Raw genomic sequence first — 17388 nt, 5'->3', positions numbered from 1 at the left:
GACTCCTGCTCCCCGTCTACGGCCGCGAAATCACCACCACCCGCCCTTGGTGCCCCGAATGGCACCAGCACCCCGAGGCCGTCGCCCGCCTCCACGCCCTCTGGCTGGCCTGGCAGCAATACACCGCCCCCGCCGCGGGGCTCGCCGGGCCGTCCATGTTCCATCGCGACCACCTCGACCCTGCGCTTGTGCAACTCCGCAGCGCCGATGGTCCATTCGCCGCCTGCACCACCAACATCGACCGACCAACCCATCGGCTGCTCTCGACTCCGACACCGACGGATTCCATAGACCACGTGTAGCGCCTCGACAACATCAGATCTGTGACTACCCGAAGGGGCCTCTCAGCCAGGTGCGTTCGACCCCTGCCGGCCGATCAGGTGCATCCAGCTACGCCACTGCCGTCGATCCTCGCTCTGAGGCCCGCGGGCCAGGAGAACAGCCAACACATGCACCAGTGGAACTGGACTACTAGAGAGACTGGAAGATCACCGACGCGCGATTAGACCTGATCTCCCAACGACGAACTTCGATGAGCCGCGTCGATCGAAAGGTTCACTCCAGCGAAGGTGCCGTCAAAGCCCAGGGCGGCTGCTGTCCGGTCCAGGCTTCCCCAGGATCCGCCGGATGAGGAGCACTGCGTCATCACGTCCCACGGGGACAGTGAAGGCTCGTACCATTGCCGCCCGCACCGGCACCGGACGTAGATCCACTCCTTGTAGCGGAGAACAAGCCAGTCGGATCCCGCACCACAAGCCTCACACGAAACTACTCCACCCAATACTGCCAACTCCCCTGGACAGAGCGACGTGTAGGTGGTGCCGGCGGCAGATGCACTCCCAATTTCAGCTCCTCGCCCAACCGCCGATTCGTCGCTCATAGTTGACTCCAGAAGGGTGGGCTGTAGCGGCACAGAATCCGCTCCCGTGCAGTCGCACCTCATCAACCGATCACCGGTGTGGCCGGCGGGAGCGTCCGCTCGGATCGGTGGGAACTGTAGCCGACAGGGGCGCGGAGCTGGAAGACCGCTTGCGCTTGCGCTCATGCTGCGCCTCATCGGGTCGTCGCTGGCGCGTGAGGCGCTGTATCCGCCACACGAGGACTTCTGAGACCGTGTCAGCCGACTCAAGTTCCCGGTCGGCGGCGGCCTCCCGCAGCACGGCAATGGGATCGTCCCCTGCCGCGGCCCGCGCGCGCAGGACGGCGGCGAGCGCCGGCCATGCGGCTTCGGCGAGGATCTGCTCGGCGCGCTCAGGGATGCCTGCGCGGATTGCTGAGGTGAAGTGCATGAGGTCCGCGTCGGACAGGGCGCGGCCCTGAGCGTGCCATGCCGCCAGCGGCCGCCTGGCTGCGCCTGCGTAGGCAGTGCGCAGGTGCGCGGTAGCGGCCTGGGCGGCGGCTGCCTGCTGGAGATGGTGGTGGGTGAAGTGCCAGGCAGCGACGGCGAGGGCAAGCTGGACCAGGGTGGACAGGAGCATGGCCGTGGCCTCCTGGTCATCGCCGCGGCCAAGGGCGCTTCCGGCGCGGGCCAGATCCCGCGCCGCGCGGGCGAGGTCACGGGCGCCGGCGTGCCGGGGCGCAACGGGAATGCGGGTGGCGCGCTCAAAGGCTCGTGCGGCATCGCCTATTTGGGTGTCGTTGGTGGTGGAGGCAAGGGCGTCGAGGAGGGTTCCTGTTGCGGTCAGGGCAGCGGCGGCGTCCGCGTCGCTGGTTGAGCGGTGGCTGAGTTGGCCCAATGCGGCCTCGGCCGCCCGCGTGGCTGCGTGGCGGGCGGTGGACGGGCGCCGGGGTGCCGTTGACCGGCCCTCTGGTCCGGTGCCGCTTAGCCAATGGCGGACTTTAGGAAGGGAGAGGTCGGGGGCGAGCGTACTACCGGGATACCAGACGGGTTGTCCGTGGCGGTTGCGGTCTCCGGGCAAGGCCAGCGAGTAGCCGAGCAGGTCCCCGGAGGGGGCGTGGCGCAGCTTGACGCGCACGCCCGCCGCGCGCAGGCGCTGGAGGTAGTCCGTGTCGCCGTCGGCAGCAGCCAGGCACTGGCGGGCGGTGGTGCGCAGCTGCTCGCGGGCGGTGGTGGTCCGTCCGGTGCGGCGGGCCTTGTGCTGCTCGGCACTGGTGGGGCGTTTGGCGTGGGTGCCATCGCCGGGGTTGAGGCGGCGCAGGCCGTACTCGATCTCGATGCGGCGGCATTCGGCTTGGATGCGGAGGGCGTCGCGGTGGAGGGTGGGGCGGCGGCCGTCTTGACGGACAGTGGTGGCCACGATGTGGATGTGGTCGTCGGCGTGCCGGACGGCGATCCAGCGGCAGGCGTCGTCGTCGCCGTCGGGGGCGATGCCGGCCGCGGCGACCAGGCGGCGGGCGATCTGCTCCCAGTCCGCGTCGGTCAGGATCCGGTCCTCGGGGGCGGCGCGGACCGGGCAGTGCCAGACGTGGCGGGCCAGGGGCTTGCCGGTGCGGGCGGTGCGGTCCTTGACGGGTGCGTCCAGGACGGTCGCCAGGTGGGCAAGGGTGGCGTCCTGCTGGCGTCCCGGGTCCGGGCAGAGGCCGTCGAAGGAGGCCACGAGATGGGGGTCGAGGTGCTCGTCGTGGCGTCCGGGGCCGTAGAGGTAGTGCAGCAGGCCGCGGACCCGGCTGCCACGCGCGATCTTAGCGATCATGGTGGAGGTCCTCGGCGGCCTCATCCGTGCGGGCAACAGCGTGCCGGACGGCCGCCAGGACGTTGTCGAGGTCGGCTTGGGCGGGTTGGGCGCCGGCGTTGAGGATCTTGGCGATCTGGTTGAGGTTGGTGCCGACGCGGGACAGCTGGACGCGGACGGCGTGCAGTTCATCGAGGCGGTCGCGCACATCGAGCCGGTGGGCGGGCACATCGGGGCGGGCTGCAGACAGTGCGGCGCTGGCGATGAAGCTGGCGGGCGTCAGGTGGCGCTCGGCAGCGGCGCGGCGGATGTCGGCGTATTCATCAGCGGTGAAGCGGACGCTGCGCACGGTCTTGCGGGGCTCGGTCGTCGGCAGGCGGGAACGCGCTGGATGCTCACCTCTTGGCGCCGCGGCGCCTCCCGCCACCCCTGGGGCGGGAGCCGGTGCCGAAACTCCTTCGGAGTTTCGGACCGGATAACTTGCTCCGCTTCGGTGTCGTTCCTGGTCAGACGGTTCGGGGTGACCGTTGGATGGGATGTCAGGCTCGTACATCGGTCCCCCGGTTGACGGCCATCAGGAGAACGGTGGTGACGAAGGCGCCCACCTCGCGGGCGCCGACGAGCAGGCGTGCGGGCTGGTCGGCGAAGACATGGACCAGCCAGCTGCCGTCGGCCCGCTGCTCGACGCGATCCAGCAGGCGGGCGCGGTGAAGGGTCTCCAGCCATGCGGCTGCTTCGTCGGTGGTGAACGGGCGTGTCCGGGGCATCGGCGTTCGGCTCCTTGACGGTCGGGGAGTACGAGGAAGAAGAAGGAGGAGCAGGCGGCCGGCCCCATCACAGCGGGGTGGCCACCTGTCCGGTGGATGGTGCGGGTTGGGGCTGGGCGGCTAGAGGTTGCGGAAGGTGTCCGGCGGGCCCCCTCCGTCCTGGTTGCGCACCAGCCGCATCAACTCGGTCAGCCGGTCGTTGGACAGCGTCAGGCCCTGGCCGCGGACGGCCTCGGCGACCACCGCGCGGCTGGAGCGTCCGGCATCGGCGATCGCGCGGCGGGCGATCGGCAGCAGTTCGTGGGCGGACAGCAGGCCGGTCACGGTAACCGGCAGGTCGCCGATCGGCTCGGGATGTGGGCGCGGGCGGTGACCGCCACGGCCGTCCGCCGGGCTGTCCGGGGGCTGACCGGGCTGGTGGTCCGCGGTGGCTGACCGGTTGTCGGTCACTGCCGGGCGGCCTCGGTCAGGCTGGGCGGTGGGGCGGTCGGTCGGGTGACCGCCGGGTGCCGATCGCCGGTCAGTCTCGGTCGGGTGACCGGACAGTGGCGCGTCACTGATCGGGTCCGGCTTGCCGGTCGGCGGCGTCGACTGACCGGTCTCCGGGGATCGCGGTGCCAGCCCCGCACGGCGGGGCGGCTGCCGGTCGGCCCGGTCAGGCTCCTGACCGGGCGCGGACGGTCGGTCGCCGTCTGCGGGATGACCGGTCGTCTGCCCGGCCAGTGGGTCTTGGTGACCGTCGGATGTCCGCCGGTCACCTCGGTCGAGGGGTCCGGTGGTGACCGCCGACGTGTCCGGGCGGTCACCCGTGCGAACGCTGCCAAGGACTTCGCGGTCAACGGCACCGGAGTGACCGGCCGGTTGTCCGCCGACCGGCTGACCGCCCTTGCCGGTCGGCCGGTCGGGTCGGTCACTCCCGCCCGCACCCGGGCGGTCAGTTGCCGTGCGGCGACCGGTCACCGGTCCGCTGACCGGCTGTTCGGCCTCGCCGGTGGTGACCGCCGCTCCAGTTGGTCGGTCGGCCGGTCGATCACCGCCGAGGGCTTCGCGGTCACCCGGGCCAGGATGGCCGGTCAGCTGTCCGCCGACCCGGTCAAGGCGTCCGGCGGTGACCGCCGACCCGTCCGGTCGGTCACCCGGTCGACCGCCACCGAGGGCTGCGCGGTCACCCGTTTCGCGGTGGGCGGTCGGCTGTCCGCCGACCGGCTGACCGACCCGACCGCCCGGGCCGCTCCGCCGGCCGACCGCCGCGAGTTGACGGTCCGATGGTCCGCCGTGGCGGGCGATGAGGATGTACAGGTGGACCGCGCCGGCCAGCGCGAGCGGGGCCAGGGTGGACAGCAGGCCCACCGTCATGTCCCCCAGCCGCAGCCCGTGCGCTCCGGCGCCGGTGCCGGGGTGCTCGTCGTTGAGGCGCACAGCGTGCAGGGCGTTGGCCCAGATGCTGGCGGCGGTCGCCCCGCCCACCAGCATCCAGGCATACAGCCGGGCGCCGTAGGAGGCGGCGCGCAGGACGACCAGGGCGCGCACGCCGTAGGCGATGAACCCGTCGATGACCAGGGGGAAGGCGTAGGTCAGGGGTGGGCGGATGTGGATGGCGACGGCCATCTGCTGCAGCGCGTCGTAGGACAGGGCGCAGCCGGCGGCGCCCAGCAGGGTGATGGCGGCGCGGTCCCAGCCGGTCGCGCGTCCGGTCGTCGGCCCGGGTTCGTGGGAGGTTCCGGGTGGGGTGAGCGTCTTCATGCGGCGCGGTCCAAGGTGGTGCGGGAGACGGCGGCGACGGCGGCCTGGATCTCGGCCGCCTTCTTCAGCAGGCGGCCTGCGGCGTCGGGGGTCATGGTGAGGCGGTTGGCCAGCCAGGTGCGGGGGTAGCCGCGCAGGACGGCGAGGCGGATGAGGGTGTGCCGCTCGGTGAGGCTGAGGTGGACGCGCAGACCCCGCATCGCCGCAAGCACCCGGGCGGGCTCGTAGCGGGTGCGGGCCTCGACGTTGATGTCGCGGCGCTCGCGTCCGGACAGGCCGGCGCGGATGCCGGTGAAGTCGCGGTGCAGCACGGCGTCGTCGAGGCAGACCTGGCGCACCGGGCAGATCCCGCACAGCTGCTTGGCGGGGTCGGCGTCGGGGCCGTCCTCGTCGTCGGGGAAGAAGTGGCCGGGGTCGGCGTGGCGGCACTGGGCCTGCTCGCGCCAGTGCTCGGCCTCGGCGGCCTGGAAGGGCAGGAGGGGTTGTTCGGGGTTGGGCATGAGCGTGCTCGCTCTCTGGTGATCGCCGCCGGGCGGATCGGGGCAGGCCATGGGGGCCTTCCGGGTCGCGGTGGGCGGCGGACGTCGGATGCCGGCCGGTGCGTCAGGCAGTGGGGAGGCGGCGGTCGGGTCCGTCCAGGACGATCCGCTCGGTGATCTGGGCGAGCCGGGAGGTCACCCGCTCGCCCACCGCCTCCTGCAGCTGGGGCGTGGGCAGGTTGGTGGTGTAGATCGTCGGGAGCATCCGCTCGTAGCGGGCGTTGACGAGCCGGTGGATGACCGCCTCGGTCCAGTCGCTGGACTTGCCGACCCCCAGGTCGTCCAGGAGCAGCAGGCTGCAGCGGCACATCCGCCGCATCACCGCCTCCGGATCGCGGCCCGGTGCGGGCCGCAGCGCAGCCTGCAGGTCCGGGTCGGTGGTGGCCACGAACTCGCACCGCACCCCGGCGCCCAGGACGGCGCGGATGGCGGCGTAGGCGCTGTGGGTCTTGCCGGTCCCGGTCGGCCCGGCCAGCAGCAGGCTCGGTCCCGGGCCGACGATCGGTCCGCGGCTGGCATCCGCGCGGCTGCGGGCGGCCTGCACGGTCTCGCGGACCCAGGCCAGGACCTGCGGATGGTCGGTGACCGCCTCGGCGAACAACGCCGGGATCCGGGCGGCGGCCGCCTCCAGCGCGATCACCGCATCCACATCGGCCCCGCGGGTCGGGCAGGTCGGCCGGTCCGGATCCAGTCCGCGCGAGGTCAGGATGGAGCGCAGCCTTCCGGCGAGGTCGCCTCGGGGGCGCAGGACTGCCATGGCTACCACCCCTGCCGGTAGGCGTCGATGTCCTCCGGGTTGCTCCACGCGCGGTGGCGGCCGGACGGCGGCCCGGGTGGTGCGGCCGGGATCGGGTTCATGGCCTCGGCGACCAGATCCGGCAGCAGCCTGGCGCCCAGCTGCTTGGTGCGCATGCGCTGCAGTCCGGCCCGGATGAACTCCTCGGGGATCTGCTCGGCCACCAGCTGGTCGACGGCCCGCTGGAGTTGGGCCCGGATGCGGTCCGGGGGTGCGGCCCGGAGTTGATCGAGGTGTTCGCGCAGCAGCGGGGCGCTCCTCGCGCGCACGCCCCCGCGCGGGTGCGCGCCCCCACGCACCCGCCCGCGCGGGTCACGCTCCGAAGGAGCGTGGGGTCCCTGATCCACGATCCTAGGTCCGGGCACTGAGCCCTCACTGAGCCCTCCATGAAGGCTCACGGAGCCCTCACGGAATTCCTCGTCCGTGCTGCTCAGCGTGCCCTCGGGCGCCCCCTCGCCAGCGATGGCCTGCGGCGGGACCGGGGCGGGGTCGTCGGCGTCGTCGTCGGGAGCGGGCCCGTCGCAATCATCGGGATCATCGCCGGGGTCGGGCTCCACAAGGTCCGCTTCCCACAATTCCGGGTCCCACGGGCCGGGATCGGTGATCGGCGGGCCCTGGCGTTCCGCCCGAAGCTGCACGCGACCGGGCCGCTGGGCGAAAGAGTCGTCCTCCTCGACCCGAACCGCGTCGGCAGGCTCGGCATCCTTCGGCTGCCGCTCGACGCCGACCTGACGGTGCGTCGAAACGGGCGGCGCCGGGGGCGCGTGACGGCTCAGCGCGGGATCGCCCTGCGGCGGGGCGGGATCGGGGTGGGGCGGGTCAGTCGGGCGCGTGGCGCGGCAGATCGGACCGCATTCGGAGCAGCGCGGGTCGGTGTCGTGGAGCGGGCAGGGCGGGATCCGCGACGGGCTCGGGCGGTTGATCTTCTGCTGGCGGTGCCAGTCGATGACGTGCAGGTAGGCGGTGCCGTCGCAGCCGGTGTAGCGGCAGATCAGCCCGGCTGCGGCCAGCTGCTGCAGGTCGGACTCGACGTCGATGGCGGTGTGCTCGGGGCGCAGCGCCCACAGGATGCCGGCGATGATGGCCGCGTGGTCAAGGTGGCGGCCCTGGTCGTCGCACTGCGGGATCAGGTGCAGGTAGGTGCGCTCGGCGTAGATGGAGACCGTCGCGAGCTTCACGCAGTGGCACATCTCCGGCTTCTGGCAGCGGATCCGGGCCATGCTCACACCCCCGCTTCAACGCGGGGCAGGTGTGCAGCACGTCGGCTGCACTCCGGGCACGCAGACCGAGTTGGCATATGCCGGTGGGGAAAGTGGCTGATCAGTGCCCTCGTACTCAGACATGGGGGCATGAGAGACTTCCTCTCGTTGGTGAGGCCCACCCGGCGTCTCTTGACATGTGGTGGCGGGTCGGGCCGTGGACGTTGCCGTGCGCGGCGCGTCAGGCAGCGCTCGGAAGCTCCAACTTCCGGGCGCTTTGCCGTTGCGCGACCAGAGGGTGCGGCGAAGCCGTCCGCTTCGTGGCGGGGCTCGCCGGTTGATCAACTCGCGGGCGACGCCGACCATATAGGGAGATCCCCTCGATCCGGCAAGGCCGCGCGATCGAACGCTCCGTCAGGTCCTGCGCGGGCGCGACACCGGGGGCCGGGGTGCCGCGCACCTGCGGCCGGGGGGTGCTGTGCGGGCCGGCGCGGCAGTCGACGCTGTGCGTCGAGCGGCGTGGTGGACCCGGACAGCTGGCATCGCTTCCCCCGGTTGACTCGCAGGACCCTCTCGCGGATGAGGTGCTTTCCGAAACTACCGGTTGGTTCACAGGACGCAAGGGTCACCAATGCACAAGATCACGAAATCCTTATCCAAGATGCTGCATCTGCCACCCAGTTGAGCACCCGCCGCAGGCGCCCCACGGGCCACTGACTGCCGCTCCGACCTGCAGCAACATCAGCTCCAGGCGGAACCGGTCGGTACGGAACGCGGCTTTGCCAGATTTTTAGGTTTTGCCCGCATACCGGTGTTGCATATGCTTTATGACTATCCATCGGTTCGGGGCCGGTGGAGCGGCCTGGTCGCACGGTGCCTGAGGGGGCGCTGCCCGTGTGCGAGGGGCCGGACCACAACTTCATGGAGGGACTCTCGTGGTGATGCCTGCGGTCAATGGCGACCAAGGCGACATCCGTGCCGTGCTGCTGGAGCAACTGCCGCTCCAAGGCGCGCACACCGACTTAACGGGAATGATCAAGACGCTGGCCGACACCCTCGGGGCCCGCGTCCAGGTCACAGACCGGGACGGCAAGGTGATCGAGGACGCCGGCGGAAGCGTCGAGCTTCCCCGGTGCGCACACGACCGGGCCGACGCCCTGCGCGAGGCGGCCCCGGACACGCTAGACATTACCGCGCACGGCCTGCACGTGCGGCTGCTGGCACTCGGCTCCTGCCGCCCGCGCCCCGTGCTGCTGCTGGCCCGCGAACGCCCCTTCACGCCCGGCGAGATGCTCGCGCTCCCGTCCGCGGCCGGGCTGTGCGCGCTCATCCACCGGCTCACCGAGGCGGCGGAGCAGCGCCGCCACCGCGTCCGCAGCGAGATCACGCTCCGCCAGTCGGTCTTCCAGATGCTGATGACCAGCCAGACCAGCTCCGCCAGGCGGACCGCGCACAACCTCTACCCAGGGGTACTGGACCGGCCGTTCGTCCGCGTCAGCCTCCTGACCTGCGGCACGGACCACCGCGAGACCGTCTCGCAGGGCATCGAGCAGGAACTGGGCCGCCCGGTGCTGTGCGTGCACTGCCCGGCCATCAGCCACCAGCTGATCGTCATCACCCCCGCCGCCGACGACCAGGAGGCCCAGGACACCTGTCTGGAGGGCGCGTTGGAGCGGGTGATCGCCCGCACGCCGGCGCGGTGCGCCGGCGTCAGCCGGGCCCGCCAGACCCAGGACGCGGCCGCCGCCTACAGCGAGGCCGTCCAGGCGCACCTGGCCGCCGACCGCTCCCGGACCCGGTCCCGTGTATGGCACTACAGCGGTCCGGCCGAGGTCGCCGAGTGCCTCGGCTCGGGCGCGCACCGCTGGGCCGCCGACCTCCTGCAGCCCCTCGGCCGCATCCCGGCCAACACCGCGGGCGACTGGAGAGGAACGGCCCAGGTCGCGCTCTTCTTCACCGCCACCCAGAGCTCGGAGATCCTGGGCCTGCACCGCAACACCGTCACCAACCACCTTGATCGGCTGGGCGAGGCGCTGCACCTGGATCTGGGCGATGCCCGCGGCCAGGCTGTGCTGAGCACCGCACTGCAGATCCGCGCCCGCTACGCCGCCACCGACCCGGCCAGGCGCGCGCCGCGCACCGTCTCCCTGGAGAGCCTGCTGCAGGCCGAGCCGGCGCGGGAGTGGGCGCGCAGCTTCCTCGCCCCCCTCAGCGAGCAACCCGCCCTGCGCGGCCTGCTGGCGACCTGGGTCGCCAACGGCCAGAACGCGGACCGGACCGCTGCAGCCGCCGGCTGCCATCCCAAGACGGTTCGCCGCCGCCTGCGCAGCGCGGAAGAAACGTTGCGGCGGGTGCTGTTTTCCGAGCAGGGCGCCTCCGGGCTGCACGACACGATCATGGCCTTGCGCATCGTCGGCGAGCTGCCCGAACTGCCCGACCCGGTGGCCCCGATGCCGTTCTGCTCCTGACCGGGGCGCCCGAAGCGGGTGCAAGATAGATCGCTTCGGGCGCCTCCACCGGCCGGCGCGCACCCGGGAAGCCGTGCCCCGCCTACCGAGGACATCCGCCGCCCGGCGCCATGCTCCGAGCCGACGCGCCGAGCACGGCCCCAGGAGCATTCGCCGACGGCAGACACGGCCCCACACGCTTGAGCACCAGGGCTGATCCAAGGTCTAGTACCACCACCTCGCGGAACACCCGCACCGAGACGGTGGCGCGAGGCCCTTCACCAGCCCTTTCTCCTGCACGGAGCGTGCCCTCGCCATGTCTACTCCCACCCCCGCCCCGGCCCCCACTGCCAAGGACCGTCCCGGCCAGCTGCGCGCCCGCGTCGCCCAGGTCCTGACCGACCAGGCGGGCACCGCCCTGACCGTCACCGCGATCAGCCGGATCCTCGGCCGCTCCGCCGGGGCGGTCGGCAACGCCGCACAGGCCCTGGTCGAGCGGGGCGAGGCCGACTTGGCGGGCGCGAGCCCCCGCCGCTTTGCCGCCAACGACCGCACCGCAACTGCCGCTTCGGCGGTTCCCGGCCCGGCACCGGTGCCTCCCGTCGCCGCGCCAGTCCCTGCGCGTCCGGCTGCTGCGGGCAGGCCGATCCCGATCCGGCGGCCCAACGGGCAGGACTACCACCCCCGCGCGCTCGCGGGGATGGCGGATGTGGAGGTGTTGCGCAGGCTGCGCGAGGCCAGCATCGCCGCCCTGCTCTACGGCCCGCCCGGCACCGGGAAGACCTCGCTGATCGAGGCCGCCTTCCCCGACCTGCTCACCGTGGCCGGGGACGGCGACACCACGGTCGGCGACCTGATCGGCGAGTACACCCAAACCCCCGACGGCGGGTACGAGTTCGTCTACGGCCCCCTGGTGGTCGCCATGACCGAGGGCCGCGCCCTGCTGATCGACGACGCCACCCTGATCTCCCCGAAGGTCCTGGCCGCCCTCTACCCGGCCATGGACGGGCGCCGCCAGATCACCGTCAAGGCCCACAAGGGCGAGACCATCACCGCCGCCGACGGCTTCTACCCGATCGCCGGGCACAACCCGGGGGTCCACGGCGCGATCCTGACCGAGGCGCTGTCGTCGCGGTTTGCGGTGCAGGTGCAGGTCGGCTCCGACTACGACCTGGCTCACGCGCTGAAGATCGACTCTCGGGCGGTGCGGATCGCTCGCAACCTTGCGGCCCGGGTGGAGTCCGGCGAGGCCGGTTGGGCGCCCCAGCTGCGGGAGCTGATTGCCTTTCAGAAGATCGCCGCCGTCCTCGGGGATCAGGCGGCGTTCGCCAATCTGGTGGGCGTCGCGCCGATCGAGGACCGCGATCTGGTCGCCGAGCTGGTCGCCAAGGCCACCGGCACGCCCGCGGAGGCCCTCAGGCTCGGCCCCCGCCTCTAGCCCGGATGCACGGGCCGCCCGCCTCGGCGGCCCCACCCCGATCCCTCTCGCCTCTCTTCCCCTTGTCGCAGCGATCCCTGCAAGGAGCCCCCTCCCATGACTGGCCACCTTCACCGCCGTAGTCCCGCGCAGCTTGCCGAGGATGCCCGCTGGGAGGACGACGGCGGCGCCCTCGTCCGCGAGCGCGACGATGCCCCGCAGTGGCGGCGGATCGCGGCCGCCCTGTCTGCGCGGCTGCCGGAGCTGTCCGGGCGCGAGGACCTGCTGGTGACCATCGATCAGCACACCCGCTCCGGCGCCCCGGCCGCCTTCTTCCCCTCCCTGGCCGCCATCGAGATGGCTGCGAACGTCTTCGCCCCCCTGGTCCCGAAGAGCATCCGCCCCGAGCGGGTCGGGGATGAGGAGCGCTACCCCGTGGCCTGGGGCGCTCTCGTCCACGAGGCCGCGCACGCCGCTCACAGCCGCTGGACCACTCCCCTGCATCTGCGGGGTACGGCGGCCGATGAGGCGGCGCAGTTGCTGGAGGAGTCCCGCGCCGAGCACCGCCACCTCGCCCGCCGCTCTGCCGACCGCCAGTTCCTGCGGAGGGCGGTGCACCGGCTGGTGTTGGACGATCTGGCCGACCCGCAGGTGGAGGAGCGGTGGCAGGCCGGGCAGGCCGCCGGGCTGATCCTGGCCCGCCGCGATGCGGGCGTGCTGGATGAGGACGAGGCCCAGCCGGTCGCCGAGGCCGTCGAGCACCTCCTGGGCGCCGAGACGCTCGATCGGCTGGCCGCGATCTGGACCGACGCCCACACCACCGGAGACGACGACACGGAGGCGATGCTGGCGTTGGGCCGGGCGTGGTGCGAGAGCCTCGGTGCCCGCCCCGAAGAAGCGCCTCCGGTCGCGATGGGAGGTGGCAGCGGTTCAGGATCTGCAGTCGCCGAGGCGGCTCGGCAGGCTGCAGGATCGGCATCCGCTCACCAGCGGCAGGAGGCGGAGGCCGGGGCGGACGCCCGCGCCGTCCGCGCGAAGGCGGCGGCGTCCCGCAAGACAGACCGGGCTCGCGACCGGGCGGCCGCCGCTCAGGCCGAGAAGGTGTTCGCCCCGGCCGCAGGGGCTATTGCCCCCGGCGGCCGAAGGAATGAGGCCCTGTTCGATCCCAGGGTCGGCAGCCGGAACCCCCTGGCGGCGGAGCGGCGTGCTGCCGCGGTGCTGGCCCGCGCCCTGCGAGCGGCAGCCGCGCGGGAGCGCACCGAGCGGGTGACGACCTCGGCGGCCCCGCCCGGACGGCTGGTGATGCGCGCCGCGCTCGCCCGCGACGCGCAGCGCGCGGCCGGAGCCGTGCCCAGCGCGGAGCCGTGGAAGGCCGTGCAGCGCCGCCACGTGCCCAACCCGCCGCTGCGGGTGGGGATCGCCGTCGACGTCTCCGGATCGATGGCCGCCGCCACCGGCCCGATGGCATCTGCCGCCTGGATCACCGCCCAGGCCTGCACCCTCACCGACCCGAACTCCCGCTCCGCCGCCTTGGCGTTTTCCACCGACCTGACCGCGCTGACCCGGCCCGGACGGGCCCCGCGCCACGTGCCCTACCTCCTGGCCGACGGGGGCGGCCAGTGCCTCGCCGAGGCCGCCGACGCCCTGACCAGCGCGCTCGCCCTGGACCGTCCCGGAGCAGGGCGTCTGCTGGTGGTCGCCTCCGACGGCTTCTACACCCCTGCCGAGCGCGCGTTCGCCACGGATCGGCTGAACCAGTTGGCCGCCTCCGGCTGCGCCGTCCTCCAGATCGCCTTCGACGACCAGGTCGTGCCGCTCCCGCACGCCACCGTCCTGATCGTCGCCGATCCCGCCTCCGCGGTCGCGGCCGTCGCCACGGCCGCCACCACCGCCCTGCGCAACGCTTGTTGACGTCTCGCCGCGGCTGCTCCCGCCCCTGGCAGGAGCAGCCGTCCCGCTTGTGCCGTGGTGGACGACTGCCCACTGCGACGGACCGTGCGGTGTTGCGCCCCCGGGCGACGGATCGCGGATGCCCGCGATCACCTGGCCCGCCCAGCTCTTCCTCGTAGCTGCCGTCTTTGACCGCAAGGAGTGGCCGTCGTGATGCGCGCCTGTATCGGAGGATCGCGCGGCGCCGCGCCGTTCGATGCACGATCCTGGACCGGTGCGGGCATCCTGACCTGAGGCGGGCGAGAAAGGGGGCGGTCGTGGGCGCGACGGCGAGCGCCGATTCGGCGCTCAAGCGGGCCAGGCTGGCACGCAACCTGACGTTGGAGGATGCCGCCGAGGGACTGAACGCGATCACCGGCGGGGCGGCGGATGCGAGCCTGCTCAGCGCCTGGGAGTCTGGACGCCGGCGGACCGGGACGCGGAACCGGGCGGGCCTGTGCGAGCTGTACCGGGAGCGTTCGGAGGTCCTGTTTGCCCATCAGGATGGCGCTGCGGCAAGTGCGTTGGAGGCGTCGGGGACCGGCGCGGTGGTCAAGCTGCTCACTCGCTGGACGGATCTGATGGAGTCCATGGTCGAGGTGGTGGACGGGGCGCGGGAGCAGCTGGTGGTGACCGGCTCGCGCAGCCGGGAGGAGGCGTACTTGGCGGCCATCGAGACCACGCTGGCCCAGCATCCGGATCTGGTGCACTACCGGGTGCTTTACGGTCCGCCGCGGCATCGGGCGCTGGCGGAGCATTTGGTGCGGCTGCTGGAGCTGCGCGATCCGGCCTCGCGCCGCAACGGGGTCAAGACCTTGCACCTGGGGATCGTGGAGGCGCCGGATGCGCTGGAGCGGTTCTTCGTCGCCTCAGAGAACGCGGCGGTCATCCCGCTGCCGAGCCTGCACGGCGCGGACGGGTTCGACTGCGGGGTGCTGCTGGGGCGGGAGGCGGCCGTGGGACTGGTCCACCATGGTCGAGAGGCATGCGGATCCGCACGGCAGGTGGAGAGCATTGATGCGGTGCGTGCGCTGCCGGTGCGGCACCCGTAGATGAGGGGCAGGGACGGCGTGGGCCAGGAGCACGAGGGCGTGGCGGTGGAGCGGGCGGGGTCGGTGGTGGCGCTTGCGCAGGCGCTGGTGCGGTGTTCGAGCCGCGCCGGAATCGATGACTACGAGCCGGTCCTGGGCGTACTGGAGGATTGGCTCGCGGAGCGGCGGGTGCCCTGCCGACGGCTGGTCGCAGCTTCGGGCGGTTCGGTGGGATTGCTGGTGGAGATCCGCGGGGGGCGGCCGGGGCCGTGGTGGGCGCTGGATGCGTGCGTGGACACCGCGCCGTTCGGGGACGAGTCCGCGTGGTCGTTTCCGCCCATCAGCGGCGAGGTCGTCGACGGGTGGCTGCTGGGCCGCGGCTCCAGCGATTCGAAGATCGCGGCCGCGCTGTTCTGCCATCTGGCCGCGGAGCTGCTGCCGCTGGCCGGCTCCTTCGCCGGCGGCCTGGCGGTGCTGCTGGACGTGGACGAGCACACCGGCGGCTTCGGCGGGGCGCGGACCTATCTGACCGAGGATCACACGCCGCGCCCGGCCGGGGTGTTGATCGGCTATCCGGGCTTGGATGAGGTGGTGGTGGGAGGCAGGGGGCTGTGGCGGGCCACGATCGCCGTCCATGCGCCCTCGGGCCATTCCGGTTCCAGCCGGTCCGTGGTCGGGGCGATCACGCGGGCGGCCCGCCTGGTGCAGCTGCTGGATGCGGCCGACCTTCCCGGCGCGCCGGGGACAGGCTTTCCGTTGGCGCCGAAGCTGTCGGTGACCGCGATCCGCGGGGGTGAGGGCTATTCCGTGGTGCCGGATCGGTGCGAGTTGAACGTCGATGTCCGCACCACTCCTGGCTTTGATGCCGGCGAGGCCGAGACGCTGGTGCGCAAGGCGGTGGCCGAGCTGGACGCGGATCTGCCGGCCCCGCGGCCGACCGAGATCACTCCGGTGGCCTCGTGGCCGCCCTTCCGACTCACCGAAGGCGACCAGCCGGCCGCGGCCCTGCTGGACGCGGTGCGCGGGGCGGGGCTCACGGTGCGTGCCAAGACGGCCGGTCCCTCGAATATCGGCAACTTGCTGGCCGGGGAGGGCATCCCGGCCACCGCCGGGTTCGGGGTGCCCTACGAAGGGCTGCACGCGGTCGATGAGCGGGCCCACCTCGCCGAGCTTCCGGTGGTCTACGAGGTCTACCGGCAGGCCGTCCTTGCGTTGCTGGACGCTTCCTAACCGCGTCCCATCTTCGTCCCATCCCGCCTCCCAGGAACGCGCCACGTGCGTCTCTGGGAACGGCGGGCGCCCCGCGCTGTCATAGGAGCACGCCGTGCGGGAGCGGCCCGCAGCCGGATCGCTCCCGAGCGCGGGAGTCGGTGAGCACCTGGGTGTCGCAGCCCTGTGGTTGCATGACGCGCAGCAATCGCTACTCCACGTAACTGCGAGAAGGGTGTGCAGCATGACGACGGTTCAACCCCAGGAGGCCGAGCAAGCACGTCGGCTGCGCGAGGCGATGGTCCAGACGATCATCGACGAAGTCGACACGCCGCTTCCGGAGAAGGTGCTGGCCGCGCTGCGGCAGGTGCCGCGACACCGGTTCACCCCGGGCGTCGACCTGGAGCGGGCCTACGGGGGCGAGCCGATCGTGACCAAGGTCAACGAGCGCGGGGTGCACATCAGCTCGGTCTCGGCTCCCCGAGCGGTCGCCGTGATGCTCGCCCTGCTGGACGTCCGCCCCGGCCATCGCGTCCTGGAGATCGGGAGCGGAGGCTACAACGCCGCCCTGCTGGCCCACCTGGTCGGCCCGGACGGCGCGGTGACCAGCGTCGACATCGACGCCGACGTCATCGAACGGGCGCGGGCCTGCCTGGATGCGTCCGGATACGACCAGGTGCGCACCGTGTGCGCCGACGGCGAACTCGGCATGGTCGAGGACGCGCCGTTCGATCGGATCATCGTGACGGTTGGCGCGTGGGACATCCCGCCGGCCTGGCGGACCCAGCTGGCGCCGGACGGGAGGCTGGTGCTTCCCCTGCGCACGCGCGGCATGACCTACGCCTGGGCCCTTGAGGCCGACGGCCCCCGGCTGGTCAGTCGGCTTCGCCCCAGGGCGATGGGGTTCGTGCCGATCCAGGGCGCGGGCGAGCACCGCGGCACCTCCTTGTTGCTGGAGGAGGACGTCAACCTCTGGCTCGATGAGGCAGACCTGGTCGGAAGCGACCGGCTGCACGGCGTCCTCACCACGCCCGCGCATGAAGTCTGGAGCGGCGTGGCGGTGGCACCCGGCGAGACCTTCGGCAGCTTGGAGTTGTACCTTCTCGCCCGGCCCGGCTTCGCCCGACTGGTCGCCCAGCAATCCGCGCTGGAGCGGAAGGCGGTCCGCCCCTCATGGCGGATGGGCACCCCCGCCCTGGTCACCGACGACAGCATCGCCTACCGGGCCGAACTGCGCCCGACCGCCGACGGAGGCCGGGAGTTCGGGGCGATCGGCCACGGTCCCTGCGGGGCCGAGCTGACCGAACGGCTCGCCGAGCACTTCCGCACCTGGGACCGCACACACCGCCACGGGGCTGGCCCTCAGCTGTCGGTCCATCCCGCCGGCGACACCATCGAACCAGCCCCGGGAAGCCTCATCCTGCGCAAGCTCCACACCACCATCGTCGTCTCCTGGGCCGATCCAGTCCGGTAGGCGATCGCACCACCGCCCCTAACCATCCGCACGGAAAGGTCTGTTGGCCATGGACGTTGATCTGAGTGAGTTCGCCCTGGATGTCGAGCTGGTCGACCTGGGCACCGAAGCGATCGGTTCCTCGTCGGAGGAGTGCACCAGTGACGGCTGCACCGGCTCCACGGAGAAGAGCGGCTGCTGACGCCGCTGCAGTGAATCCGTGAC

14 protein-coding genes and 1 pseudogene are annotated in these 17388 nt (G+C 72.3%); 8 read left to right on the top strand and 7 right to left on the bottom strand.

What is annotated here, in order from left to right; translation table 11 throughout:
- The coding region (locus tag BIV57_RS11590) for a DUF4913 domain-containing protein (protein WP_139275609.1) at nt 1–302 on the top strand (302 nt) is incomplete at its 5' end.
- A 648-nt stretch (nt 303–950) separates the two neighbouring features.
- Here BIV57_RS11590 and BIV57_RS11585 read toward each other — a convergent pair.
- The 7 genes and pseudogenes from BIV57_RS11585 to BIV57_RS11555 all read right to left on the bottom strand — a co-directional run bounded on the left by BIV57_RS11585 (nt 951) and on the right by BIV57_RS11555 (nt 7698).
- Nucleotides 951–2654, bottom strand: a complete 1704-nt coding sequence (locus tag BIV57_RS11585) for a relaxase/mobilization nuclease domain-containing protein (RefSeq protein ID WP_071656660.1) — start codon at nt 2652–2654, stop codon at nt 951–953.
- Nucleotides 2644–2982 carry a plasmid mobilization protein gene (locus BIV57_RS25125; RefSeq protein WP_175548731.1) on the bottom strand — a complete coding sequence of 113 codons (339 nt, stop codon included), beginning with the start codon at nt 2980–2982 and terminating at the stop codon, nt 2644–2646. The genes BIV57_RS11585 and BIV57_RS25125 overlap by 11 nt, the downstream gene beginning before the upstream one ends.
- 190 nt (nt 2983–3172) lie before the next feature.
- Nucleotides 3173–3400: a hypothetical protein gene (locus BIV57_RS11575; RefSeq protein ID WP_071656658.1), complete on the bottom strand. Its 228-nt coding sequence runs from the start codon at nt 3398–3400 to the stop codon at nt 3173–3175.
- A gap of 1278 nt (nt 3401–4678) precedes the next feature.
- Nucleotides 4679–5143: pseudogene (locus BIV57_RS11570) on the bottom strand (DUF2637 domain-containing protein); the annotation flags it as partial.
- Nucleotides 5140–5643, bottom strand: a complete 504-nt coding sequence (locus BIV57_RS11565) for a WhiB family transcriptional regulator (RefSeq protein ID WP_071656657.1) — start codon at nt 5641–5643, stop codon at nt 5140–5142. The pseudogene BIV57_RS11570 and the gene BIV57_RS11565, both read right to left, overlap by 4 nt.
- Before the next feature lie 103 nt (nt 5644–5746).
- Nucleotides 5747–6439, bottom strand: a complete 693-nt coding sequence (locus tag BIV57_RS11560; RefSeq protein WP_071656656.1) for an ATP-binding protein — start codon at nt 6437–6439, stop codon at nt 5747–5749.
- 2 nt (nt 6440–6441) lie between these two features.
- Nucleotides 6442–7698, bottom strand: coding sequence for a hypothetical protein (locus BIV57_RS11555; RefSeq protein WP_139275607.1), 1257 nt, complete (start codon nt 7696–7698; stop codon nt 6442–6444).
- Between the two features lie 920 nt (nt 7699–8618).
- Between BIV57_RS11555 and BIV57_RS11550 the strand changes: the two genes are divergently transcribed.
- From BIV57_RS11550 to BIV57_RS26415, 7 genes are all read left to right on the top strand, one after another.
- A complete protein-coding gene (locus tag BIV57_RS11550; protein WP_139275606.1) occupies nt 8619–10145 on the top strand; it encodes a helix-turn-helix domain-containing protein in 1527 nt (508 codons plus the stop codon).
- A gap of 295 nt (nt 10146–10440) precedes the next feature.
- Entirely contained in the window at nt 10441–11562 is a 1122-nt protein-coding gene (locus BIV57_RS11545) for an AAA family ATPase (RefSeq protein WP_071656653.1), read from the top strand.
- 96 nt (nt 11563–11658) lie between these two features.
- Nucleotides 11659–13452: a vWA domain-containing protein gene (locus tag BIV57_RS11540; RefSeq protein ID WP_071656652.1), complete on the top strand. Its 1794-nt coding sequence runs from the start codon at nt 11659–11661 to the stop codon at nt 13450–13452.
- A gap of 296 nt (nt 13453–13748) precedes the next feature.
- On the top strand, nt 13749–14522 hold the full coding sequence (locus tag BIV57_RS11535; protein WP_071656651.1) for a transcriptional regulator: 774 nt from the start codon (nt 13749–13751) through the stop codon (nt 14520–14522).
- An 18-nt stretch (nt 14523–14540) separates the two neighbouring features.
- The gene (locus tag BIV57_RS11530) at nt 14541–15731 is read left to right on the top strand and encodes a M20 family metallopeptidase (protein ID WP_245797571.1); all 1191 of its coding nucleotides are present in this window, start codon (nt 14541–14543) and stop codon (nt 15729–15731) included.
- Nucleotides 15732–15954: 223 nt separating this feature from the next.
- The gene (gene fxlM, locus BIV57_RS11525; protein ID WP_071656649.1) at nt 15955–17184 is read left to right on the top strand and encodes a methyltransferase, FxLD system; all 1230 of its coding nucleotides are present in this window, start codon (nt 15955–15957) and stop codon (nt 17182–17184) included.
- Between the two features lie 49 nt (nt 17185–17233).
- A complete protein-coding gene (locus BIV57_RS26415; RefSeq protein ID WP_265736988.1) occupies nt 17234–17365 on the top strand; it encodes a hypothetical protein in 132 nt (43 codons plus the stop codon).
- Nucleotides 17366–17388 lie beyond the last annotated feature (23 nt).

The organism is Mangrovactinospora gilvigrisea, from assembly GCF_001879105.1.
GTDB classification, from domain to species: domain Bacteria; phylum Actinomycetota; class Actinomycetes; order Streptomycetales; family Streptomycetaceae; genus Mangrovactinospora; species Mangrovactinospora gilvigrisea.
This window is presented reverse-complemented; position numbering and strand designations above follow the sequence as displayed.